Here is a 23,234-nt window from a genome sequence, read left to right on the forward strand (position 1 = left end):
CGGCCCGAGATTGATGTGGGCGTGTCCCGTTCGGCCGGCCGGTCGGCGAGCTGCCCGGAGAGCCGGCCGTGAAGCTGTTCCATCCGATCCTCGCCGGCGCGACACTGACCGAGCGTGCAGCCGCCTGTGCCGGCGTCTTCGCCGCGATCGCGCTCACTGCGGCGGCCGGATACGTGTTTCCGACGCACTCGCCATTGGTCGTGGCGCCGATCGGCGCTTCAGCGGTGCTGATCTTCGCCGTGCCGGCGAGCCCGCTGGCGCAGCCCTGGCCGGTGGTCGGTGGCAATGTGATCTCGGCCTTCGTCGGACTTGCCGTCGGCTGGGTCGTGCCGGACCTGACGATCGCCGCGGCGCTCGCGGTCGCGCTCGCCATTGCGATCATGTCGCTGACGCGCTCGCTGCACCCGCCGGGCGGAGCCGTCGCGCTCACGGCGGTGCTCGGCGGCCCGGCGGTGATGAAATGGGGGCTGATGTTCCCGTTCGTGCCGATCGGGCTGTGCTCGCTCTCGCTTGTCGCGCTCGGCGTCGCATTCCATGCCCTGACGCGACGCAGCTATCCGCATCGGCCGCCGCCGGCCGGCCAGGTCATTCCGCAGGCCGCGGTGCCGGCGATGTTCAGCGCGCCCGATATCGACGAGGCGCTGGCGCAGATGGGCGATTCCTTCGACATCGCCCGCGAGGATCTCGACCGGCTGCTGCAATATGCCGAGGCGAGCGCGATGCGCCGGCAGGCACGGAGCTCGTGATCTTCGCCGTTTCTGAAGGGAAACGGCGAATTTGAGCGATTCGCTTTTATCTGACCTAAAGGGACCTGCGGCTAGGGTGTCCTCGTTATGAGGATATGCCGATTGCCGTGCTGCTGATCACTGACCGCCCTGAGCAGAGCGTGAAGCTCGAGCGGCTGCTGTCGCTGTGGGGGCCTTGCAATGTCGTCGACCTGCATCGTCCGGCACGGGGCGGGCCGGTGCCGACACGGCTGCTCGTCAGTGACGTCGATCTGTCCCAACGCGCTTCGGTCGAGGCCGTCCGCGATCGGCTGAGCGAGCGCAGGCGCAAGGGCATGCCCTATCTCTGCCTGCTGCGCGATCAGTCTCCGCGCCTGAAGATCCAGGCCAACGCGATCGGCGCGAGCGCGATCCTGCCGGCGGATCTTCCGGCCAAAATCCTCCTCGACGAGATCGGCCGCATCCTCAATCCGGAGGGGCAGGCTCCGATACAGCAGCATTTCGTCGCCGCATCCGCTGCGATGGCCGACATGCTCTCGGCCGCCACCGAAGGGCAGCCTCTGCCGGTGGCGGCGATCGAAGGCAGTGTCGAGGCGATCAATCGTGCCGCCGACGATCGCGATCTCGGCGCCTGGCTCGACATGGTCTGGAACCATGACGACGCCACCTATCAGCACTGCCTGCTGGTCGCCGGTCTCGCCGCCGCCTTCGCCCGCGCGCTCGGTTTTCCCGAGGAAGCACGCCAGCTGGTGACCAGCGCCGCGGTGCTGCACGACATCGGCAAGGCGCGCGTGCCCCTCGCGATCCTGCACAAGCGCGGCAAGCTGACGGCGGAGGAGTTCGCGATCGTGCGCGAGCATCCGCAGATCGGCTATGAGATGCTGCTGCGGCAAGGCGCCTTCGCCCGCGAAGTCGTCGAGGCGACGCGCAGCCATCACGAATATCTCGACGGATCGGGCTATCCGCGCGGGCTGAAGGCGGACGACATCTCGGACATCGTGCGGATGATCACGATCTGCGACATCTATGCTGCGCTGATCGAGCGACGCTCCTACAAGGCGCCGATGGAGCCCGAAGAGGCCTATGCCGTGCTGGTCGGCATGGGCGCCAAGCTCGACGCCGACCTGTTGCGGGCCTTCAGGCCGGTGGTGCTGTCCGGTTGACGCTGCTTCAGAGCGCGAAGGACGTTCCGCAGCCACAGGAGCTGGTGGCGTTCGGATTGATGATCTTGAACGACTGGCCGACGAGATCGTCGACGAAATCGATGGTCGAACCGTCGAGCAATTCGAGCGAGGTTTCGTCGATCAGCACCGTCGCGCCGTCGCGCTCCAGCACGAGATCCCCGGGCGCCTTCTCGCGGTCGATATCGAAGACGTACTGGAAGCCCGAGCAGCCGCCGCCGGCGACGCTGACGCGCAGCATCGCGCCGGGAGCTTCGTTCGCCATCACCGCGACGATCCGGCTCGCCGCCTTGTCGGTCAGCGAGATCGCGTGCGGATTGGCCTCGATCGCCATGGTCATGCGCAGAACATCCTTGCTCCTGCCTCCTTTGCAAAGGTAATGCCCACATGGCGGGCCTTCAAGCCGCGCTTGCCCACGGGGCTGCCATGCCGCACGCACACGATACCGCCCCTGCAGTGGACCGCGACCCCGGCGATCGCTGGCGCGCACCTTATGCCTGCCGGACCGCGACGAGCCGTGGCCGGCTGGTCGAGGAGCCGGGGTCGGCGACACGCAACCCCTTCCAGCGCGATCGCGACCGCATCATCCATTCGACGGCCTTCCGCCGGCTGAAGCACAAGACCCAGGTCTTCGTCTCGCATGAGGGCGACCATTTCCGCACCCGCCTGACCCATACGATCGAGGTGGCGCAGATCGCCCGCGCGCTAGCCCGGGCACTGGGGCTCGACGAGGACCTGGCCGAGGCGCTGGCGCTGGCACATGACCTCGGCCACACGCCCTTCGGCCATACCGGCGAGGATGCGCTCGACGAGTGCATGGCCGGCTTCGGCGGCTTCGACCATAACGCCCAGACGCTGCGGATCGTGACCCGGCTCGAGCGGCGCTATGCCGGCTTCGACGGGCTCAACCTGATCTGGGAGACGCTGGAGGGGCTGGTCAAGCACAATGGCCCACTGCTGACCGCAGCTGGCAAGCCGACCGAGCGCTACGCCAAGACCGGCATTCCGGTGGCGATTCTCGAATACCAGGAGAAGCAGGATCTCTGGCTGGACAGCCACGCCTCGGCCGAGGCGCAGGTCGCCGCGCTCGCCGACGACATCGCCTACAACGCCCATGACATCGATGACGGCCTGCGTGCCGGGTTGTTCGATCTTCAGGAATTGCGGGTGGTGCCGTTCCTGGCCGGGTTGCTCGACGAGATCGACACTTTGCATCCGGGGCTGGAGCGCCCGCGCGCGACCAACGAGTTGGTGCGCCGGGTGATCACGCGCTTCGTCGAGGATGTGATCCGCGAATCCGAGGCCCGAATCGCGGCACTGGCGCCGGTGGATGCCGACGCGATCAGGCGTGCCGGCGCGCCGGTCGTCGCCTTCTCGCCGACGATCGTCGCAGCCGACAAGGCGATCAAGGGTTTCCTCTATCCGAACATGTATCGCCATCCGCGCATCGGCGTGATCCGCAAGGAGGCGGCCGACGTCGTCCGTGACCTGTTCGCCAAATTCAGCGCGACGCCTGAGGCGATGCCGGCCGAATGGGCCGCCGGCTGCGAGGCGATGGACGAAAGCAGACGGGCGCGGCGAATCGCCGACTACATTGCCGGCATGACCGACTGGTACGCACTCGACGAGCACCGACGCCTGTTTGACGCCACCCCGTCGCTGCGATAGGCGCTGGCCCGCTTTCCCTATGCATCTTTGGTCGTCATGAACATTTTCGAGACTTTCTCCACACGCCTCGCCGCCATCCTGACCGGATTGGCAGAGGCCGGCCGCATCCCGGCCGGGCTGTCGCTGGCGCGCGTCGTGGTCGAGCCGACCAAGGATCCGGCCCATGGCGACCTTGCGATCAACGCCGCCATGGTGCTGGCCAAGGAAGCCGGCATGGCGCCGCGCGCGCTCGCCGAGCTGATCGTCGCCGAGCTGGCCAAGGACGGTGACGTCCTCAAGGCCGAGATCGCGGGGCCTGGCTTCATCAACCTGACGCTGCAACCTGCTGTTTTCACTGAGGTTCTGAAGTCGGCGGTGCTGGCTGGAACCGAGCATGGCCGTGGTACCGCCAAGGGCGAGCCCAGGATCAACGTCGAATACGTCTCGGCCAATCCGACCGGGCCGATGCATGTCGGCCATGGCCGCGGCGCGGTGTTCGGCGATGCGTTGGCGAGCCTGCTCGCCTTCGCCGGGCACGACGTCACCCGCGAATACTACATCAACGATGCCGGTGCGCAGGTCGACGTGCTCGCCCGCTCCGCCTTCCTGCGCTATCGCGAGGCGCTGGGCGAGGATATCGGCGCGATTCCGGAGGGGCTCTATCCCGGCGACTACCTGATCTCGGTCGGGCAGACGCTCGCGAAGGAGTACGGCCCGTCACTACGCGACAAGCCCGAATGGGACTGGCTGCAGCTCGTGCGCCAGGCGGCGATCGACGGGATGATGGCGATGATCCGCGACGATCTCGCCGCGCTCGGCGTCGTCCATGACCTGTTCTTCTCGGAGCGCTCGCTACAGGGCAGGGAGGGCAACTCCAACGCCGTGCACCAGACGATCGAGGATCTGCGCGCCCGCGACCTCGTCTATGAGGGCCGGCTGCCACCGCCCAAGGGCCAGAAGGATGAGGACTGGGAGGATCGCGAGCAGACACTGTTCCGCGCCACCAAATTCGGCGACGACGTCGACCGGCCGCTGCTGAAGTCGGATGGCAGCTACACCTATTTCGCCAACGACATCGCCTATCACCGCTCCAAGTTCACCCGCGGCTTCGCCGAGATGATCGACGTCTGGGGCGCCGACCATGGCGGCTACGTCAAGCGCATGCAGGCGGCGGTGAAGGCGGTGACGAACGGAGAGGGCGCACTCGACGTCAAGCTCTGCCAGCTGGTCAGGCTGCTGCGCAATGGCGAGCAGGTCCGGATGTCGAAGCGCTCCGGCGATTTCGTCACGCTACGCGAGGTCATCGACGAGGTCGGCCGCGATGCTGTGCGCTTCATGATGATCTTCCGCAAGAACGATGCGACGCTGGATTTCGACCTCGCCAAGGTGGTCGAGCAGTCGAAGGACAATCCGGTCTTCTATGTCCAGTACGCGCATGCGCGCTGCGCTTCGATCTTCCGCCAGGCGGCCGAGACCTTCCCGGATCTCGACCTGTCCCCGCAGGCGCTGGCGCAGGCGGACCTCGGTCTGCTGACCGACGAAGCGGAGATCGGCATCGTCAAGATGATTGCCGCCTATCCGAGGATGATCGACGCCGCGGCTTCGTCACATGAGCCTCATCGTGTCGCCTTCTTCGTGCACGATCTGGCAAGCGCCTTTCATTCCCTCTGGAACAAGGGCAAAGACTCGCCGCAATTACGGTTCGTTAATCAAACTGATCGAAAGTCGACCTCGGCAAGATTGGCGTTCGTGCATGCGGTACGCAGCGTCCTTGCTTCCGGGCTGGCGGTCGTTGGGGTGACGGCGCCGGAGGAGATGCGCTGACGGGATCCATCCCGGCGCATCGGGTGCTTTGCGGATCAGGACGATCCGGCCAGCGCCCACCGGGTCCGATACGAAGGCGGCGTTGGCCGGGTGCCGAAAGGCAGGTCGGCTAGAGCTTTCGTCAGATTGACCGCGCTGCGGCGTCGTCCTTTGATGGATGGTGGCGCGCGCTGGAATGGATCATGTCATGAGCGAGCCAGCTAGAAACCGTTTCGCCCTCGATCTCGACGATCTGGAGCGTCAGCTGCGCGGAGCGGCCCAGCCGCAGAAGCCGGGTGCGGCTTCCGATCCGCTGATGGAGCTGACCCGCCTCGTTGGGCAGGACGATCCGCTGAAGGAGCTCTTTGCCGGTCGCCCCGCCGAGCCGGCGCGCCCAGCTGCACCGCAGCCCGCGTCCTGGTCCACCAACCGGACCGAGCCGAGCTTCCAGCCGACGCTGGTCACCGCGCCGCCGGTGCAGTCGGCTCCGCCGCCGGCCGATGTGCGCGGCGCGCTCGACGAATTCGAGGCGCTGCTGCGCCGCACCGAACCCGTCCGGACCGCACCTCCGCAGCCGGCCGCCAAGGCGCCCGCGGCTCCGGTCCATGATTACGACGAGCCTGAACCGCTTCCGACCCCGGCGCGCTCGCAGCCCTATGCGATGCAAAGCGATGGGCCGCATGCCTATGTCCCAGAAGAGCCGCGCGATCTCGACGAGGCGGCGGGTCAGCAGCATGCCCCGGCCTATGATCATGATTATCACGGTGCCCAGAATTACGATGCTCAGCCTCAGGTTGCCGAGGACGAGGCTCACGATTTCCAGCGGCCGCGTTCGCGCAAGGGGCTGCTGACCGCAGCGGCGCTGGCCGTGGTCGCGATCGGCGGTGTCGGCGCCGCGATGGTCTTCCGCGACACGCGCCCGGCCGGCGTCAACGGCCAGCCGCCGGTGATCGCGGCCGATACCGGCCCGTCCAAGGTCGCTCCGGTCAATCCCGGCGGCGCCGAGATCCCGAACCAGAACAAGCAGATCTACGAGCGCAGCGGCGATGCCTCGGCTGACAAAACCAAGGTTGTCAGCCGCGAGGAGCAGCCGGTCGACGTACAGCAGGCCGCGCGCACAATGGCGGCGCAGCGCCCGACACAGGCCTCGAACGGCGCCATCACACCGACCGACACGGCTGCCGCCGGGCTGGCCCCGACCGAGCCTGGCCTGATCCCGATCCCGGCCGTGCCGGGTCTCGGCGAGCCGCGCAAGGTCCGCACCGTCGCGATTCGTCCCGACGGCACGCCCGCGCCGACCAATGGCGCGGCGGTCAATGGAGCAGGGCAGGGCATTGTGACCGGCTCGGCTCCGTCGACCCGCCCTGCCGCGACGACGGCGCCGGTTGCGCAAGCCCAGCCCGTGCCGCGGCCGCAGCAGCCGGGGGCAACGCCGGCCACGGCGCCGAAGACGCAGGAGCGCGCCGCCGCGCCGGCAACCCCGCCGGCTTCGCAGACGCCGCCGGCCAACACCCGTACCGCCGCGCTGGCGCCGCAGCAGGCCGAGCCGGCGGCGACCGCGCCGCGGGCCGACCCGAATGGCGGCTTCGCCGTCCAGCTCGGCGCTCCGGGCAGCGAGGCCGAGGCGCGCGCCACCTTCGCGGCGCTGCAGCGCAAATATCCGGACCAGCTCAATGGCCAGAGCCCGATCGTGCGCAAGACCGAGCTCGCCGGTGGCAAGACGGTCTACCGCCTGCGCGTCGGCCCGTATTCCCGCGAGGATGCGAGCTCGATGTGCTCGGCGCTGCAGGCTGCCGGCGGACAGTGCTTCATCGCCAAGAACTGAGCCGATACCAGGCTTGTTTCAGACACCGGCCGCGACTTTCGCGGCCGGTGTTTTCGTTCGGCGCGTGCGTCGCCGATCACTGCGGCGATCTCTTGGCTTGTCCACAGGCGGCGCGGCGGGCAGGCTGAACGGATTCTCATTCAGCTCTCCGGTTTGCTCGTCATGCCTCGCGACTCGACGTCCCGTGCCCACGAGACCTTTCTCGGTTCCGAAGCCACCGACTTCGAGGCCGTGCCGCGTGGCGCGGTCGCGGTGATCGGCATTCCCGGCGCGACACCCTATCCGTCGGGCGGCCTTCACAGTGCCTCTGCGCCGGCAGCCATCCGCCAGGCGAGCGCGAGGCAGGCTGCGCGCCGGGAGCACTATGATTTCGATCTCGGCCGGGCGCAGGCCTGGTCGGAGCAGACCCTGGTGGATTGCGGCGAGATCGCTTTCGACCCGGGCGATTTCGCCGGGAACCGGGCGCGGATCGAAACCGTCTACACGACCCTGCTGGCGCGTGGCGCTGCGCCTTTGCTGCTCGGGGGCGATGACAGCGTGCAGATTCCGGTGCTGGCCGCCTTCGCCGCGCTGGGCGAAATCACCATCCTGCAGATCGACGCTCATATCGACTGGCGCGAGGAGGTCGAGGGCGAGCGCTTCGGCTTGTCGAGCACGATGCGGCGCGCATCCGAGCTCGCCGGCGTCAAGGCGATCGTGCAGGTCGGCGCCCGCGGCATCGGCAGCGCGCGCGAAGCTGACGTGAGCGAGGCGCGCGCGGCGGGGGCGCAGCTCGTCGACATGCGCACGCTCAGGGAGAAGGGGATCGGGCACGCGGTCCGATGCGTACCTGACGGCAGGCCGGTCGTGGTCTGCTTCGATGTCGACGGCCTCGACCCGTCGGTGGTGCCCGGCGTGCTCGGGCGGGCGCCGGGCGGCCTTGGCTATGGTGACGTGGTTGACCTCCTGAACGGCGTCGCGGCGCGCGCGCCGATCATCGGCTTCAACATCGTCGAGTTCGTGCCGGAGGAGGATATCGGCGGCCTCGGCTTGCGCACCGTGTGCCGTCTCGCAATGCTGGGCGCGGGCCTGCTCGCCAATGGCGCCGGGGCCGGGCGCTAGTCCTCGAACATGGTGGCGTTGCGCCCGCCGACGACGATGTCGAAGCGATAGCCGGCCGCGACTTCGTCATGGCCCGGCGCGTATGGCCTGCCGATGTTCCGTTCGAAGGCGTCGCCCATCAGGATCCGCATCGGGTCGCGGTCATTGTGCGGGTCGCCGGCGAAATACATCTGGGTGATCAGCCTCGCGCCGCCGCCGCGCAGCGAGAGATGGATGTGCTTGGGCCGCCAGCGGCCGATATCGGGCCGGGCCAGATAGGCTCCCGGCTCGATCGTCCAGAAACGGTAGTTGCCGGCGTCATCGGTGAGCACCCGGCCGAGGCCGAGAAAATAGGGATCGAGCTTCAGACCGGAATGGTCCTCGACATGGGCGTAGCGGCCATGGGTGTTGGCGTTCCAGATCTCCAGCAGGACGCCCCGCAATGGCCGTCCGTTCTCGTCCGTGACAGTGCCGGCGACCTCGATCGGCGTGCCTTCGGCGCGAGGCATGTCGCGGCCGAGCCGCGTCATGTCGAGATCGTGCGGGCGAAGACCAGGCGGGACGCGCAGATAGGGGGCGAAGGATTCGCGGGCCGCTTCCGGAATCGGCCGCAGCACCTCACGCGGCGTGCGTTGGTGCGAGGTGTTGTCCGTCGGCCCGATCGCCAGGCGCCTGCCGTCAGCGTCCATGCTGGCTGTCTCCCTTCGAGAGATCGTCGAAGAAGGGTGTCTCGCGCTCGCCAGCCATGACGATGTCGATCGCGTAGACCTCGGAGCCATCGCTGCGGCGCCCGTCATGGCGTGCGACCAGGCGCTCGCGCTGAGGCTGGGGCAGGGCGAGCAGCAGCGGATCCTCGTCATTGCCGGGCTCGTCGGCAAAGAAGATCTGCGTGACGATGCGGGAGATCCCGTCCGAGAACAGGGTCAGGGTGATGTTGGGCGCGCGCCTGATCCCGCCGGCGAGGCTTCGTCCCGGCATCACCGTGCGCAACTCGAAACGGCCGTCATTGGCGCGGCAGCGCGCATAGCCGTCGAACCAGGGATCGAGATCGGGATGGCCGGCATTCGCGGGTGTCCGATAGACGCCGGCGGCGTTGGCTTGCCAGAACTCGACGAGGACGCCAGTCGCGAGATCGCCATAGAGGTCGAGGAAGCGCCCGCGCAGGACGATCGGTCGGCCGGCCGCCCGGTAGACCAGAGCGGAATGGGGCTGGACCAGGTCCATGCGATCCTCGTCGCAGAACGGGATCGGATAATAGGGGCCGCACGTATCCTCATTGGTCGCCGGAAGAGGCAGGTTCGGGCGCTCGGACACGATATCATCCTATGAACTAGATGATTGATTGAAGCGCTTCGCGGACGGTTCTGCAAGCCCCCATCGAAACTGGGCTGGATCACCTGCGCGAGCCCGACAAACTGGCCGCCAGCCCTGCCTCGGGCGCATGCCGGCCCGCCGGCGGCGCGGTTCTACCATCACGACCGTGCGGATAGCTTCGGGCGATCTCGGCGGCTCTGCCCGCATGCAAGATGCCGAAGGCTCAAAACTTCTCAGAGGAAACACCATGGACCGCCGCAAGCTGATCAAGACGACCGCCGCCGGGGCCGCCGCCGCGACCATCGCCGCGCCGGCGATCGCGCAGACCAACCCGAAAATCAGCTGGCGCCTGACCTCGAGCTATCCGAAGAGTCTCGACACGCTGTTCGGCATCTCGACCCAGGTCGCCAAGCGCGTCGCCGAGGCGACCGACGGCAATTTCCAGATCCAGACCTTCGCTGCCGGCGAGATCGTGCCGGCGCTGCAGGCGCTCGATGCGGTACAGAACGGCACGGTCGAGTGCAGCCACACGCTGTCGAGCTTCTATATCGGCAAGGACACCGCCTTCGCCTTCGAGACCTCGCTGCCCTTCGGCCTCAACACCCGCCAGCAGAACGCCTGGCTCTATCAGGGCGGCGGATTGGAGCTCTGCCGCGACCTGATGAAGAAGTTCGGCGTGCACACGATTCCTTCCGGCAATACCGGGGCCCAGATGGGTGGCTGGTTCCGCAAGGAGATCAAGAGTGCTGCGGACCTGCAGGGACTGAAGTTCCGCATCGCCGGCCTCGGCGGCCAGATCATGGCCAAGCTCGGCGTTGTGCCGCAGACGCTCGGCGGCGGCGATATCTATCCGGCGCTGGAGCGCGGCACGATCGATGCGGCCGAGTTCTCCGGGCCCTATGACGACGAGAAGCTCGGCTTCGTGAAGGTGGCGAAGTACTATTACTATCCCGGCTTCTGGGAAGGCTGCGCCAATGTCAGCTTCATCGCCAACCAGGAGAAGTGGAACGGGCTGCCGGCGCATTACCGTGCCATCGTGGAATCGGCCTGCGCCGAGGCGAATGCGCTGTGCATGGCGAAATACGACCATGGCAACCCGGACGCGCTGCTGCGCCTAATCGCCTCCGGCGCGGAGCTGCGCGCCTTCCCGCAGGATGTGATGCAGGCAGCATTCAAGGAGGCCTTCGCCCTCTATGCCGACCAGGCAGCGAAGAACCCGAACTTCAAGACGCTGTGGGATTCCTTCCTGCCGTACTGGAAGAAGGAGCAGCTCTGGTTCCGCGTCGCGGAATTGCCGTTCGATGCGTTCAACGCGCAGGCGTCGCAGTCGCTACGGTGATCGCAGCATAGCCCGGGATTCGTAACCGGACGCTGTTCCAGTTCGTCATGCTCGCCCTTGTGGCGAGCATCCACGTCTTGAGTACCGCATTCGCCGAACGAAGACGTGGATGGTCGGGACAAGCCCGACCATGACGGCAAGGGCGAGCTCGCAATGGCGCAATGCGGCACGCCCCCGAATCGGCGATAACGGCGCCATGACCTCGCGCGCTTTCATCGCCGGCTGCCTCGGCACGAGCCTGACCCCCGACGAGCGGGCGTTCTTCCGCGACGCCCGGCCCTGGGGCTTCATCCTGTTCAAGCGCAACACGCAGGATCCGGCGCAAGTCGCTGCGCTGACGGCGCAGATGCGCGATTGCGTCGGCTGGCATGCGCCGATCCTGATCGATCAGGAGGGCGGCCGGGTCCAGCGCATGGGCCCGCCGCATTGGCCGCCTTATCCGCCGGCGCTGGCCTTCCTCGCGATCAACGACCCCGTGCAGCAGCGCGAGATCGTCAGGCTCTCGGCGCGATTGATGGCGCATGACCTCAAAAGCGTCGGCATCGATGTCGATTGCCTGCCGGTGCTCGACGTGCCGATCGCCGGCAGCCATGACGTGATCGGCAACCGGGCCTATGCGCGCGATCCCGCCATGGTGGCGACGCTCGGCCGGGCGGCGGCCGAGGGGCTTTTGGCCGGCGGCGTATTGCCGGTGATCAAGCACATGCCCGGCCATGGCAGGGCCAAGGCGGACAGCCATCACGACCTGCCGGTGGTCGAAGCGAGCCTCGACGAATTGCGCGCCCATGATTTCCGGCCGTTCCGGCACCTCGCCGACATGCCGCTGGCGATGACGGCGCATGTCGTCTTCACCGCGCTCGACAAGCGCCGGCCGGCGACGATCTCGCGGAAGATCGTGCGCGAGATCATGCGCGGCGAACTCGGCTATGACGGGCTGATCATGACCGACGACATCTCGATGAAGGCCTTGTCCGGCTCATTCGAGGAAAAGACGAGGGCGGCGATCCGGGCCGGCGTCGACCTGGTGCTGCACTGCCATGGCATCATGGAGGAAATGGTCGCGGTCGCGGGCGCTGTCCCTGCGATGACCGGCCACCGCGCCCGCCGCGCCGCGATGGCGCTGGCGCGCATCAGGCACGAGCCCGAGCCGCTCGATGTGGACAGCACCCGCGCGCAGCTTGCCAGCGCCCTTGCTTTGAGCGGCGGTTAGGCTGATTCTCTCCCCGGGGTTGCGGCCTCGCCCGACGGGCGGGGCAGGACATGGGGAATTGGCCATCGATGGCCGCTGAGCTGCCATTCCAGGAGGACGGCACGCCGGAGCGCGCGACCGGCGAGCCGTCGCTCGTGATCGACGTCGACGGCTATGAGGGGCCGCTCGACCTGCTGCTCGACCTTGCCCGCCGCCAGAAGGTCGATCTCGCCCGTATCTCCATCCTTGCGCTGGCCGAGCAGTATCTGTCCTTCATCGAGACGGCGCGGGCGCTGCGACTGGAACTCGCCGCCGATTATCTCGTCATGGCGGCCTGGCTCGCTTACCTCAAATCGCGGATGCTGCTGCCGGAGCCGCCCAAGGGCGAGGAGCCGAGCGCAGCCGATCTCGCCACCGCACTGGCGCTGCGCCTGAAACGGCTGGAGACGATCCGCGCCGCGGCGCAACGGCTCGCCACGCGCGAGCGGCTCGGCCGCGACGTCTTCGCCCGCGGCGCGCCGGAGGTGATTGCCTTCGAGGGGCGGCCGATCTGGGAGGCCGAACTCTACGATCTCCTGGCGGCCTATGCACAGCAGCGCCAGAAGCGCATCCGCCAGCCGATGAGCGTCGGCCAACGCCAGGTGCTCTCGTTGGCCGAGGCGCGCGAGGCGCTGGCGCGGCTGGTCGGCGAGGCCGGCGAATGGACGGCGATCGACGGCTACCTCACCCGCTACATGCGCAGCCACGGGTTGCCAGCTGAGACCATGTCCGCGACGGTGCGTGCCTCCTCGCTCTCGGCCATGCTTGAGATGGTGCGCGAGGGCGTGCTCGACCTGCGCCAGGACGGCGCCTTCGCGCCGCTCTATGTCCGCCGCCGCTCGGCGCGGCCGCCGACGCTCGGCCTGTGAGGCGCTGATGGCCGTGGCCGAAGCCGAGCGCGAGGACGAGGAAGCCTGGGATGCCGACGAGGCGCTGGCGCGCGCCTGCCGCATCGCCGAGGCGCTGCTGTTCGCCTCGGTGCAGCCACTCTCGGCCGAAGATCTGGCGAAATCGCTGCCGGCCAATGTGCCGATCGAGCGGGTGATCGCCGAATTGCAGCAGACCTATGCGCTGCGCGGAGTGACGCTGCATCGTGTCGCCGGCGGCTATGCCTTCCGCACTGCGCCCGATCTCGCCTACCTGCTGGCACCCGAGGCCGAGCCGCCGCGCAAGCTCTCGCGCGCCGCCCTGGAGACGCTCGCCATCATCGCCTACCATCAGCCGGTGACGCGGGCCGAGATTGAGGAAATCCGCGGCGTCGCCACCGCTAAGGGCACGCTCGACATCTTGCTCGAGGCGGGCTGGGTGCGCCTGCGCGGCCGGCGGCGCTCGCCCGGACGGCCGGTGACCTTCGGAACCACGCCGGCCTTTCTCGACCATTTCGGGCTCGACCGCATCGACGACCTGCCGGGGCTGGAGGAGTTGAAGGGTGCGGGCTTCATCGAAGGGCGCCTGGCCAAGGACCTCACCGTGCCGGTGCCGGACGACGATCCGGGCTTGCGCGACGACGAAGACCCGCTCGGCGACCTGTTCACGCCGCTTGACGACGGCGACGCCAGCTAGCACAGCGCAGGCGATCGCGCCCAGCGGGCCGGCAGGAGAACGACTTGGCTCGCAACGAAGGCAGGATGCGCTGGCTGGGGTGGGGACGGCGCGGCACAGCCGGCGCCGCCATCCCGATGGCGCTCGGCTTCGACGGCGTCACCCAGCGATTCGGCGCGGTGACGGCGCTGGACCAAGTCTCGCTCAGCATCGCGCCGGGCGAAATCGTCGCGCTGCTCGGTCATTCCGGCTGCGGCAAGACGACGCTGCTGCGGCTCGCGGCTGGGGTCGAGCGGCCGAGTTCGGGGCGCGTCCTGCTCGAAGGGCGCGACGTCTCATCGCCCGGCAGCTTCGTCGAGCCGGAGGCGAGGGGGGTCGGCCTGGTCTTCCAGGATTACGCGCTCTTTCCGCATCTTAGCGTGCGCGAGAATGTCCGCTTCGGCCTGCGCGGCTATGGCAATGCCGAGGCCGACGCGACGGCGCTGCGGGCCATCGCCCGCGTCGGCCTCGCCGACCTTGCCGAGGCCTATCCACACATGCTGTCCGGCGGCGAGCAGCAGCGCGTGGCGCTGGCGCGGGCGGTGGCGCCGCGGCCCGGTGTGCTGCTGATGGACGAGCCCTTCTCCAATCTCGACCGGCGACTGCGCGATGCAGTGCGCGACGAGACGATGGCGCTGCTGCAGGAGATCGGCGCGACCTCGATCATCGTCACCCACGATCCCGAGGATGCGATGCGCGTCGCTGACCGGATCGTGCTGATGCGGCAGGGGCGGATCGTCCAGACGGGAACAGGCGAAGAGCTTTACCGGAAGCCCGCCAGCCTCTTTGCCGCCCGATTTTTCTGCGACCTTACCGAGATCGAGACGGTCGTCCGCAATGGCGAGGTCGATACGCCGCTCGGCCGCTTTCCGGCGCCGGACCTGCCGGACGGAGCAGCTATGCTCGCTATCCGCCCCCAGGCGATCCGGCTGGTGCCCAAGGGCTTCTGTCTGCCGGCGCGGGTGGTGACACGGCGCTTCCTCGGCGAGGTCGATCACATCGAGCTCGCGGTCGACGGGATCGAGAAGCTGTTGATGGCGCGGTTGCCGACGCGGCGGGATTCCGTCGTCGAGGGTGAGGATGTCGGTATCGACATTACGATGGACGAAGTCCTTGTGTTCCCTGTAGGGGACACCTAGTTTCCGGCACAAGCATCTGGCCCGTCGGGACAAGTCGGGCCGCGCGTTCAATTTCGGAGGAGTACCGCCATGGGTGGCGTCAGCATCTGGCACTGGATCGTCGTCGGCGTCATCGTCATGCTGCTGTTCGGCCGCGGCAAGGTGTCCGAACTGATGGGCGACGTCGCCAAGGGCATCAAGTCGTTCAAGAAGGGCATGGCCGAGGACGAGGCCCCGCCGGCCGCGCAGCAGCCGGCCGATCCCAAGGTGATCGACCAGACGGCCCAGACCGCGAGCCCGCAGCCGGCCAAGGCCGAGACCAAGGCCTGACACTCGCGCCGCCCAAGGCGGCGCTTGAGGTTTCCCAAAGGACCGGCCGTCGATGTTCGACATCGCCTGGAGCGAAATGCTGCTGATCGGGGGCGTCGCGCTCATCGTGATCGGCCCCAAGGACTTGCCCGGGGCGCTGCGCACCGCCGGGCAGGCGATCGGCAAGATTCGGCGCATGGCCGCCGAGTTCCAAGGGCAGTTCAACGACGCGATGCGCGAGGCCGAGCTGACTGACCTGAAGAAGCAGGTCGATGACATCGGCAATTCGATTCAGGCCTCGACCAATTTCGACCCGATCGAGCCGATGAAGGACTTCGGTGCCGCCGACGCCTCGAAGCCGGCTACCGTCGACGACAAGGCGATGAAGGATGCCGAGGCGACGCTCGCCGCGCTGCCGGCGCCCGATCTGCCGGCTCCGGTCAGCATCGAGCCGGCGCCCGTCGCTGAATCCGTGCCGGAGGAAAAGCCGAAGCGTCGCCGCAAGGCCGTCGCGACCGAGGAGCCGGCGGTGCCGACCGAAGCTGCCGCGGCTGAGGCGCCGCCGGCCAAGCCCGCCCGCAAACGCAAGGCCAAGGCGGCCGAGGTCGAGGGCGGAGAGACGGCATGAGCAGCGTCGTCGAGGCGAACACCGAGCCCAAGCGTCCCGGCGAGGATGAGATCGAGGCGTCGCGCGCGCCGCTGATCGACCATCTCATCGAGCTGCGCTCGCGGCTGATCAAGTCGCTGATCGCCTTCCTGATCATGTTCTTCATCTGCTTCGCCTTCTCGACGCAGATCTACAATCTCCTGCTCCAGCCCTACATCTGGGCAGCGGGGTCCGGCACGAACGCGCCGCTGCAATATACCGCGCCGCTCGAATTGCTCTTCACGCACATCAAGGTCGCGGCCTTCGGTGCCGGCTTCTTCGCTTTCCCGGTGATCGCAACGCAGATCTACAAATTCGTCGCGCCCGGTCTCTACAAGAACGAGCGTCAGGCCTTCGCGCCTTACCTCGCGGCGACGCCGATCTTCTTCGTGCTCGGCGCGGCCCTGGTGTTCTTCTTCGCCATGCCGGTGCTGATGAAGTTCTCGCTCGGCATGCAGCAGGCGGCGACCGAGACGCAGGCCAGCATCGTGCTCCTGGCCAAGGTCAGCGAATACCTGTCGCTGATCATGACGCTGATCTTCGCCTTCGGCATCTCCTTCCAATTGCCGGTGATCCTGACCCTGCTCGGCCAGGCGGGAATCATCGATGCGCAGTTCCTGAAGGACAAGCGCCGCTACGCCATCGTCTTCGTCTTCGTCGTCGCAGCGGTGCTGACGCCGCCCGACGTGATCTCGCAGCTGATGCTCGCGATCCCAATGCTGCTGCTCTACGAGCTCTCGGTGTTCTCGGTGCGCCGGGTCGAGAAGAAGCGCGATGAGACGAAGGCGGCCGAGGACGCAGGGGGCGAATAAGCTTCGCGGTGGCGATGCGTTGCTCCCATCCGCGCGTCATCCTGGACAAGCCGCGCAAGCGGCGCAGCTCCGGGATCCATCGTAGAGTTCCGGCGCCTTACGATGGATCCCGGGACGAGCTGCGCTCGCCCAGGATGACGGTGGAGGGTGTGGTCACGGTATGTGGGTCTACATCACGGCCAGCGGCTGGAACGGGACGCTCTATGTCGGCGTGACCAATAGCCTGAGCAGGCGTATCGCCGAGCATCGAGAGGGGCGTGGCTCGGGCTTCGTGCGCAAGTATGGCGCCACACACCTCGTCTACGCAGAGCATTTCGAGCGAGCAGACGAGGCGATCGCGCAGGAAAAGCTGATGAAGCGCTGGCGGCGTGAGCGAAAGATCGCCTTGATTGAGGCGGCCAATCCGACTTGGCGCGATCTCTACGATACGATCCACCTGGATTGAGCCTTCGTTATAAAGCCCTGCTATTCTTGACGGGTGACGAAGGCCTCAAAGAGGCAGACGCCTAGCGCAGCTCGGCTACCCACCCAGCTCATACGATCACTCGTTCAATAGTGATGCGATCCGTCACAGGCCGTTGAAGCCGCTGGCGGATCGTGATGCTGCGCGCGCCGGTGACCGCCGAACCAGAGCGTCCTCGTCACGTTGATGCACAGGCTTGTGATCCGCCTCTGCGGAGCCTTGCTCGCAACAGAATGTTAAGATGAACGGCAGATGAACGAATGCACGGCCGCCTCACCGGCCGGACATGGCGACGCGGTGGTGACGTGAGCGGATTCTGGCGCCTGATGCTGTTCGGAAAAGGGCCCCGCGAAGCGGGTTCGCCCGGCCGCGACCTGCGCATCGACGTCATCCGCGGCCTGATCCTGCTGGTGATCTTCGTCAACCACATGCCGGGCAACATCGTCTCAAGCGCGATGCCGCACAATTTCGGCTTCTCCGATGCTGCCGACGTTTTCGTGCTCCTGGCGGGCGTCTCTGCGGCTTTCGCCTATGGCCGTCTGATCGACCAGCGCGGGCTCCTCGTCGGTTCGCTGAAGGTCGGCGCGCGCATCTGGACGCTCTATATCGCGCATCTGGCGCTGTTCGTGCTGGTCTGCGGCATCGTCGCGACGGCGGTGGTGCGCACGCAGAACGCGCTCTATGTCGAGGCGATCAACATCCAGCCCTTCTTCAGCGACACGCAGGCGGCGATCGTCAATGCGCTGGGGCTGGTCTACCAGCCTTACTATCTCGACATCCTGCCGCTCTACATCGTGCTGTTGGCGCTGTTCCCGCTGATCTACGTGATGGCCCGGACCAGCCCGCTCGCCGCGCTCGCGATCTCCTTCGCGGTCTGGCAGGGCGCGACCCTCGCCGGGCTCAATCTGCCGAACCATCCGGGCGAAGGCGGCTGGTTCTTCAACCCCTTCGCCTGGCAGATGCTGTTCACACTCGGCGTGGTCATCGGCCGCCTCGGTCTGGTTGGCGCCGGCGTGCCGAAGCTGCGCCTGCTTGATGCCGCGGCGGTCGCCATCCTCCTGTTCGCCGCGATGGTGAAGCTGTCCTCGGGCAATCCCTTCGGCGTCTCGTTCCTGAACGACTGGATCGACAGCCTGCAGATCGGCACCGACAAGACCAATCTCGCCTGGCCGCGCGTCGTGCACCTGATGGCGCTGGCCTGGCTCGTGCTGCGCTTCATCAAGCCGGACGCGGCCATGTTGACGGGGATGGCGGGCCGGCGGTTGGCGGCGCTCGGGCGGCATTCGCTCGAAGTCTTCTGCGCCGGAATCGTCCTGGCGATCACCGGACAGATCATCCTTGCGGAGACATCCTTTGCCCTTTTGGTGCAATTGCTCGTGACTCTGGGCGGGGTTATCATGCTGCTCGGGCTAGGAACCTTTCTCTCGTGGTACAAGACGCTCACGGCCCGCGCCGCCAGCGCCCCTCGCGAGCAGGCCGCTACGGTCTGAGCGCTGCCCTTATGATCCTGGCATCGGCCTTGCCGGTGACGGCCGGGCCGAGATCGCTTTCACCGATGAACGAGGGGCGCTGCCGGGCCGGTGCGGCCCAGCACCCGTTCAAGCCGGCGCTGCCGGCATCGAAGCGCACACTGACCGAAACCAACCGCCTCACCATCATCGCGCTCGGCTCGTCCAGCACCGCCGGAACCGGCGCGAGCGATGCCGATCGCAGCTACCCCGCCGTGCTCGAAGCCGAATTGCGCCGGCGCCTGCCGGGGCGCGAGATCAAGGTCGTGAACCTCGGCGTCGGTGGCCAGTCGGCTTACGAGATGTATCTGCGGCTCGACAATGAGGTGATCCCGGAGAAGCCTTCGCTGGTGATCTGGCAGACGGCGGTGAACGACGCCATCCGCGACATCGGCGAGGAGAAGCTGGCGAAGATCCTGCGTAAGGGGGCCCACAGGCTGCAGGAGGCCGGGATCGATCTCGTATTGATGGACATGCCCTGGCTGCCGCGCGAAGGGCGCTACCCGAAATATGACGATTATCGCGCCGTGCTGGCGAAGACGGCGAGCGAGAGCGGCGTCCCGGTCTTTCCGCGCTATGGCATGATGAAGACCTGGTCGGGCTCGAAGCAGTTCAGCGAGGAGGAGATCGTCGGCATGGACGGGCTCCAGGTGGTTGAGGCCGGCTATCGCTGCCTCGGCATTCGCCTCGCCGACGGCATCGTGGCCGAGCTCGGCGAAGGGCGCGAGCCGGGCAAGCCGACGAACTGAGCCGCGATTGGCGTCTCAGCGCGCGATCACTTCGATGTCGCGATCGCGCCCGGCCTCGACCTTGAAGTCGCGCGAGAAGACCTGGCCTTCCTGCCGGGCGATCAGGACATAGTCACCCTCGGCCAGGATCACCTGCGGGAAGGCGCCGATCGCTTCGCGGATGACGTCGCCGCCAGGGGTGAGCACGCTGAAGGCGGTGCCGGCGAAGGCCTCGCCACCCGGACCGGCGACGAGCTTCAGCGTCACCTGGGCGGCGCGATGGTGCAGGGTGGCCTGGGTGACCTGTCCGGATTCGACCCGGACATCGGCGCGCTGGATGGCGTTCGAATCGCCATAGGTCGAGACGACATGATAGGTGCCTTCGGGCAGGCGGATCAGTTCGCCGGACTTGGCGTTGGAGACGACGAGGCGCCCCTCGGAATTGCCCTGCAGCGGCACGAACACCGAGAAGTTCAGCTGGGCCGGGGCGATCGGCGTCTCGCCGATCGAGCCGGCGAGCGAGAGCGCGCCGGCGCTGATGCTGAGCCGGTCGCTCAGGCCCTGCGGGCCGAGCGTCACGCGCTTGGTCGCGCTGGCGAAGCCATAGGCGGCGTGCAGGAGATAGATTCCCGGCTGGAGCGAGAAACTCGGCTCGGCTTCGTCCGAACGAGCAACAATGCGCGGCGGCGAGCCGTCCGACGATTCGCTGAGCACACGCCAGACCAGGCCCGAGCGGACCGGCTTGCGGTTGCCGGAGAACTGCGCGCTCAGCGTCAGCATCGCCTGGCCGACGCGCGAGCCGATGGCGGGGTTCGCGGGGGAGCCGGGGGTGGTGGTCGAGGTCGCGGCACCCGGTGTCTGGGCGAGCACGGGCGACACGGTGAGGACAACAGCAAGGACGGCGATGCCGGCCTTGGTCAGGCCCCGCATCCGGTTCTGGAACTTTTCGTGTTGAAACATGCGCTGCGCCGTCATCGTCCTTGCGCCGGGGAAGGAGCAGGTTCGCTTGTCCTCATCATGGCGAAACCTTAACTGGGGAACCATCGCCCGCCACTGCCGCGCCATTTCCGGATCGTTCATGACCGACACGCTCTCCCTGCTCAAGCTCCGTCGCTCGGTGCCGCCGCAATTTCTCTCCGCTCCCGGGCCGGATGACGCTCAGCTCCGCGACATCCTGACGGTGGCGGCGCGCGTGCCGGATCATGGCAAGCTCGCGCCCTGGCGCTTCATCGTCTTCTCCGGCGCTGCCAAGGACAAGGCGGCGGAGATCGTCGCCAGTGTCTTCAAGGAGCGCAACCCGCAGGCCGATGAGGAGAAGGTGGCGTTCGAGCGCAAGCGCCTGCTCCATGCCCCGGTCGTGATCGCCGTGGTCTCGCGCGCCCGCAAGCACGAGAAGATCCCGGAATGGGAGCAGGAGCTCTCGGCCGGCGCCGTCTGCATGAACATGCTGATCGCTGCCGAGGCGCTCGGCTTCAACGGCTCCTGGCTGACCAACTGGTTCGCCTTCGACCGCAAGGTGCTGGACGCATTCGGGCTCGAGCCTGACGAGCGCATCGCCGGATTCGTCCATCTCGGCAAGGCGGATGGCCGCCCGGCCGACCGCGAGCGCCCGGATCTTTCCGCCATCGTCAGCCGGTTCGGAGCCTGAGCGCCGTGTACTACACCAATGAGGGGCGCGATCTCGACTTCCGGCACGACCCGTTCAAGGCGATCGTGGCGCCGCGGCCGATCGGCTGGATCAGCGCGGTCAACGCAAAGGGCGAGGTCAATCTCTCGCCCTACAGCTTCTTCAACGCGATCTCGTCGCGGCCGAACATCGTGATGTTCTCGTCCGAGAACAAGAAGGATGCCGTCGCCTTCATCGAGGAGACCGGGGAGTTCACCTGCAGCCTGGTCACCAAAGCGCTCGACCAGCAGATGAACCTGACTTCGGCGCCATTGCCGCGCGGCGAGAGCGAGTATCGCCATGCCGGGCTGGAGATGGCGCCATCGCGTTTGGTCAAGCCGCCGCGGGTGGCGGCGAGCCCGGCCGCGCTCGAATGCAAACTGCTCTCGATCCAGCAGCTCAGGGACATCGACGGCAATGACGTGCCGCGCTGGATGGTGCTTGGCCAGGTCGTCGCGGCCTATGTCGACGAGGCCTTCGTGCACGACGGGCGTTTCGACACGGCCGGGGCCAACCCGATCGCACGCTGCGGCTACGCCGACTATGCCGAGGTCAGCGAATTGTTCTCGATCATCCGCCCGGCCGGAGGCTGAGAGCCATGGTCCGGCGCCAGGATGAGGAGCCGGACGAGCAATGGCGGATGACCGTCAACCTGCTCGCGATCATCGCCGTGCTGGTGATGATCGGGGCCGGCTTCTGGCTGCTGCGCGAGCTCAACGCTGCCAAGAAGGCGCAGGAGTGCCTCGCCAGCGCGGCACGGCATCAGTGCCGGCAGATCGGGGCGCCGTGAGCAGGCCCCGAAACCTGAATCAGCCGAATCGCTTGCGCCGGGTCACTGACGCAATTTATCAGCTCGCGCCTTGAGCCGGCGGGCCCGCATCAGATGCGGCCGGTCGAGCATCTCGCCATCGAGCCCGACCACGCCGAGGCCGGGATTCTCGTCGAAGAGCTTGATGATCGCCTCGGCCCGGGCGAGCGACTCGGGCGAGGGCGAGAAGACCTCGTTGATCACCGGCACCTGCGCCGGGTGGATCGCCATCTTGCCGGTGAAGCCGTCCCGGCGCGCGGCGATGCATTCGCTGCGCAAGGCAGCCTCGTCGCGGAAGGCAGTGAAGACCGTGTCGATCGCATCGACCTGTGCCGCGGCGGCGGCGAAGAGCAGGAGCGAGCGGGCAATCCGGTAGGGGTCGGTATAGGTGCCATTCTCCAGCCGGTTGGTCTCGGCACCGAGATCGGCGGACAGGTCTTCCGCACCCCAGGTCAGGCCTGCGAGCCGGTGGCTGGCGCCGGCATAGCTGCCGAGGCCGAAGATGCCCTTTCCAGTCTCGGTGGCGATGGCGATGATCTTGGTCCCCCCGTCGGGCAGATCATATTCGGCCTCGCGCACCGCGATATGGGCAGCGAGATGGCTGAGGTCGGGGCCGCCTTCGGACTTCGGCAGCATGATCGCGTCCGGGCTGCCCTGCATGATCACATCGAGGTCGGCCTCGGTCATCCCAGTCGTCAGTGCGTTGACGCGCACGATCAGGCGCGGGCGCTTGGCGCGGGTATTCACCTCCTTGAGGAAATCGCTGGCGAGCTCGCGCGCCGCCGGCTTGGCGTCGAGCGCGACGGAATCCTCGAGATCGAGGATCAGCGCGTCGGCGCCGCTCTCCAGGCCCTTCTGCAGCTTCTTCTGGTTGTCGCCGGGAACGAAGAGGAGCGAACGCATCAGGCCTGTCCTTCGGTCGGGCGCTTCTTCATGAAGGCCTGGCGGCGACACTGCGCCACCAAAGTGCCGTCCTGCTTGTAGGCGCGATGGTGGAAGTCGACGATGCCCGCATCAGGCCGCGACTTCGATTCGCGCTTGGCGACGATCTCAGTCACGCAATTCACCGTGTCGCCCTCGAAGAGCGGGGCGGGGAAGGTGACGTCGGTCATGCCGAGATTGCCGATGGTGGTGCCGACGGTGGTGTCGTTGACGGATATGCCGATCATCAGGCCGAGCGTGAACAGCGAATTCATCAGCGGCTTGCCCCACTCGGTCTCGGTCGCGCAGAAATGCGCGTCGATGTGCAAGGGCTGCGGATTCAGCGTCATGTTGGAGAACAGCATGTTGTCCATCTGCGTGACCGTGCGGGTCAGCCGATGCTCGATCGAGGCGCCGATCTCGAAATCCTCGAAGTAGAGGCCGCCCCGCTTATGCCGCGCCGCTTCCGCCATCATCTTGCTCCTGTGGCACTTTTTCCGTTAGGGGCCGGGTCTGGCAAACGGCCGTTTTA

Annotated in this window: 26 protein-coding genes; 20 read left to right on the forward strand and 6 right to left on the reverse strand. The window is 67.2% G+C overall.

Annotated features, from left to right (window positions below):
- Window positions 1-68 precede the first annotated feature (68 nt).
- Entirely contained in the window at window positions 69-746 is a 678-nt protein-coding gene (locus tag AC07O0_RS05705) for an HPP family protein (RefSeq protein ID WP_494620857.1), read from the forward strand.
- A 107-nt stretch (window positions 747-853) separates the two neighbouring features.
- Window positions 854-1,888, forward strand: coding sequence for an HD-GYP domain-containing protein (locus AC07O0_RS05710; RefSeq protein ID WP_494620859.1), 1,035 nt, complete (start codon window positions 854-856; stop codon window positions 1,886-1,888).
- Between the two features lie 7 nt (window positions 1,889-1,895).
- Here AC07O0_RS05710 and AC07O0_RS05715 read toward each other — a convergent pair whose 3' ends face one another.
- Entirely contained in the window at window positions 1,896-2,246 is a 351-nt protein-coding gene (locus AC07O0_RS05715; protein ID WP_494620861.1) for a HesB/IscA family protein, read from the reverse strand.
- A gap of 86 nt (window positions 2,247-2,332) precedes the next feature.
- Here AC07O0_RS05715 and AC07O0_RS05720 point away from each other — a divergent pair, with 86 nt between their 5' ends.
- From AC07O0_RS05720 to AC07O0_RS05735, 4 genes are all read left to right on the forward strand, one after another.
- Entirely contained in the window at window positions 2,333-3,574 is a 1,242-nt protein-coding gene (locus tag AC07O0_RS05720; protein ID WP_494620863.1) for a deoxyguanosinetriphosphate triphosphohydrolase, read from the forward strand.
- A gap of 36 nt (window positions 3,575-3,610) precedes the next feature.
- Window positions 3,611-5,377 (forward strand): arginine--tRNA ligase, encoded by a 1,767-nt coding sequence (gene argS, locus AC07O0_RS05725; RefSeq protein ID WP_494620865.1) that lies wholly within the window; start codon window positions 3,611-3,613, stop codon window positions 5,375-5,377.
- Between the two features lie 187 nt (window positions 5,378-5,564).
- Window positions 5,565-7,181: an SPOR domain-containing protein gene (locus AC07O0_RS05730; protein ID WP_494620867.1), complete on the forward strand. Its 1,617-nt coding sequence runs from the start codon at window positions 5,565-5,567 to the stop codon at window positions 7,179-7,181.
- A gap of 162 nt (window positions 7,182-7,343) precedes the next feature.
- Window positions 7,344-8,282 (forward strand): arginase family protein, encoded by a 939-nt coding sequence (locus tag AC07O0_RS05735; RefSeq protein WP_494620869.1) that lies wholly within the window; start codon window positions 7,344-7,346, stop codon window positions 8,280-8,282.
- On the opposite strand, the gene AC07O0_RS05740 is transcribed toward AC07O0_RS05735, so the two are convergent.
- On the reverse strand, window positions 8,279-8,950 hold the full coding sequence (locus AC07O0_RS05740) for a dioxygenase family protein (protein WP_494620871.1): 672 nt from the start codon (window positions 8,948-8,950) through the stop codon (window positions 8,279-8,281). The two genes, AC07O0_RS05735 and AC07O0_RS05740, sit on opposite strands and share 4 nt — an antisense overlap.
- Window positions 8,940-9,575, reverse strand: a complete 636-nt coding sequence (locus tag AC07O0_RS05745; protein ID WP_494620873.1) for a dioxygenase family protein — start codon at window positions 9,573-9,575, stop codon at window positions 8,940-8,942. The genes AC07O0_RS05740 and AC07O0_RS05745 overlap by 11 nt, the downstream gene beginning before the upstream one ends.
- A 247-nt stretch (window positions 9,576-9,822) precedes the next feature.
- Between AC07O0_RS05745 and AC07O0_RS05750 the strand changes: the two genes are divergently transcribed.
- The 11 genes from AC07O0_RS05750 (at window position 9,823) to AC07O0_RS05800 (ending at window position 19,328) form a co-directional block, all read left to right on the forward strand.
- Entirely contained in the window at window positions 9,823-10,914 is a 1,092-nt protein-coding gene (locus tag AC07O0_RS05750) for a TRAP transporter substrate-binding protein (RefSeq protein WP_494620875.1), read from the forward strand.
- A 196-nt stretch (window positions 10,915-11,110) separates the two neighbouring features.
- Window positions 11,111-12,124 (forward strand): beta-N-acetylhexosaminidase, encoded by a 1,014-nt coding sequence (nagZ, locus tag AC07O0_RS05755; RefSeq protein ID WP_494620877.1) that lies wholly within the window; start codon window positions 11,111-11,113, stop codon window positions 12,122-12,124.
- A gap of 68 nt (window positions 12,125-12,192) precedes the next feature.
- Window positions 12,193-13,011, forward strand: coding sequence for a segregation and condensation protein A (locus AC07O0_RS05760; RefSeq protein ID WP_494620878.1), 819 nt, complete (start codon window positions 12,193-12,195; stop codon window positions 13,009-13,011).
- A 7-nt stretch (window positions 13,012-13,018) separates the two neighbouring features.
- Window positions 13,019-13,705 (forward strand): SMC-Scp complex subunit ScpB, encoded by a 687-nt coding sequence (scpB, locus tag AC07O0_RS05765; protein WP_494620881.1) that lies wholly within the window; start codon window positions 13,019-13,021, stop codon window positions 13,703-13,705.
- Window positions 13,706-13,770: 65 nt separating this feature from the next.
- The gene (locus AC07O0_RS05770) at window positions 13,771-14,862 is read left to right on the forward strand and encodes an ABC transporter ATP-binding protein (protein WP_494622355.1); all 1,092 of its coding nucleotides are present in this window, start codon (window positions 13,771-13,773) and stop codon (window positions 14,860-14,862) included.
- A 69-nt stretch (window positions 14,863-14,931) separates the two neighbouring features.
- Entirely contained in the window at window positions 14,932-15,171 is a 240-nt protein-coding gene (locus AC07O0_RS05775) for a twin-arginine translocase TatA/TatE family subunit (RefSeq protein ID WP_494620883.1), read from the forward strand.
- Between the two features lie 52 nt (window positions 15,172-15,223).
- The gene (tatB, locus tag AC07O0_RS05780) at window positions 15,224-15,778 is read left to right on the forward strand and encodes a Sec-independent protein translocase protein TatB (RefSeq protein WP_494620885.1); all 555 of its coding nucleotides are present in this window, start codon (window positions 15,224-15,226) and stop codon (window positions 15,776-15,778) included.
- A complete protein-coding gene (tatC, locus tag AC07O0_RS05785; protein ID WP_494620887.1) occupies window positions 15,775-16,608 on the forward strand; it encodes a twin-arginine translocase subunit TatC in 834 nt (277 codons plus the stop codon). The genes tatB and tatC overlap by 4 nt, the downstream gene beginning before the upstream one ends.
- Window positions 16,609-16,768: 160 nt before the next feature.
- Window positions 16,769-17,053 (forward strand): GIY-YIG nuclease family protein, encoded by a 285-nt coding sequence (locus tag AC07O0_RS05790; RefSeq protein ID WP_494620889.1) that lies wholly within the window; start codon window positions 16,769-16,771, stop codon window positions 17,051-17,053.
- A gap of 323 nt (window positions 17,054-17,376) precedes the next feature.
- Window positions 17,377-18,561: an OpgC family protein gene (locus AC07O0_RS05795; protein ID WP_494620891.1), complete on the forward strand. Its 1,185-nt coding sequence runs from the start codon at window positions 17,377-17,379 to the stop codon at window positions 18,559-18,561.
- Between the two features lie 11 nt (window positions 18,562-18,572).
- Window positions 18,573-19,328 (forward strand): SGNH/GDSL hydrolase family protein, encoded by a 756-nt coding sequence (locus AC07O0_RS05800; RefSeq protein ID WP_494620893.1) that lies wholly within the window; start codon window positions 18,573-18,575, stop codon window positions 19,326-19,328.
- A 15-nt stretch (window positions 19,329-19,343) separates the two neighbouring features.
- Here AC07O0_RS05800 and AC07O0_RS05805 read toward each other — a convergent pair whose 3' ends face one another.
- A complete protein-coding gene (locus AC07O0_RS05805) occupies window positions 19,344-20,267 on the reverse strand; it encodes an RgsD C-terminal domain-containing protein (protein ID WP_494620895.1) in 924 nt (307 codons plus the stop codon).
- A gap of 118 nt (window positions 20,268-20,385) precedes the next feature.
- On the opposite strand from AC07O0_RS05805, the gene AC07O0_RS05810 reads away from it, so the two are divergent.
- The 3 genes from AC07O0_RS05810 to AC07O0_RS05820 are packed head-to-tail and all read left to right on the forward strand — an operon-like array spanning window position 20,386 to window position 21,763.
- The gene (locus AC07O0_RS05810) at window positions 20,386-20,955 is read left to right on the forward strand and encodes a nitroreductase family protein (RefSeq protein WP_494620897.1); all 570 of its coding nucleotides are present in this window, start codon (window positions 20,386-20,388) and stop codon (window positions 20,953-20,955) included.
- 5 nt (window positions 20,956-20,960) lie between these two features.
- Complete coding sequence (locus AC07O0_RS05815) at window positions 20,961-21,566, forward strand: flavin reductase family protein (protein WP_494620899.1); 606 nt, start codon at window positions 20,961-20,963, stop codon at window positions 21,564-21,566.
- A 5-nt stretch (window positions 21,567-21,571) separates the two neighbouring features.
- Window positions 21,572-21,763, forward strand: a complete 192-nt coding sequence (locus tag AC07O0_RS05820) for a hypothetical protein (RefSeq protein ID WP_494620901.1) — start codon at window positions 21,572-21,574, stop codon at window positions 21,761-21,763.
- A gap of 42 nt (window positions 21,764-21,805) precedes the next feature.
- Here AC07O0_RS05820 and AC07O0_RS05825 read toward each other — a convergent pair whose 3' ends face one another.
- Both AC07O0_RS05825 and AC07O0_RS05830 read right to left on the reverse strand, forming a co-directional pair.
- Window positions 21,806-22,684 carry an HpcH/HpaI aldolase/citrate lyase family protein gene (locus AC07O0_RS05825; RefSeq protein WP_494620902.1) on the reverse strand — a complete coding sequence of 293 codons (879 nt, stop codon included), beginning with the start codon at window positions 22,682-22,684 and terminating at the stop codon, window positions 21,806-21,808.
- Window positions 22,684-23,175: a MaoC family dehydratase gene (locus AC07O0_RS05830; protein WP_126110786.1), complete on the reverse strand. Its 492-nt coding sequence runs from the start codon at window positions 23,173-23,175 to the stop codon at window positions 22,684-22,686. The genes AC07O0_RS05825 and AC07O0_RS05830 overlap by 1 nt, the downstream gene beginning before the upstream one ends.
- Window positions 23,176-23,234 lie beyond the last annotated feature (59 nt).

This window comes from Allobosea sp. GW821-FHT10B12 (genome assembly GCF_059415545.1).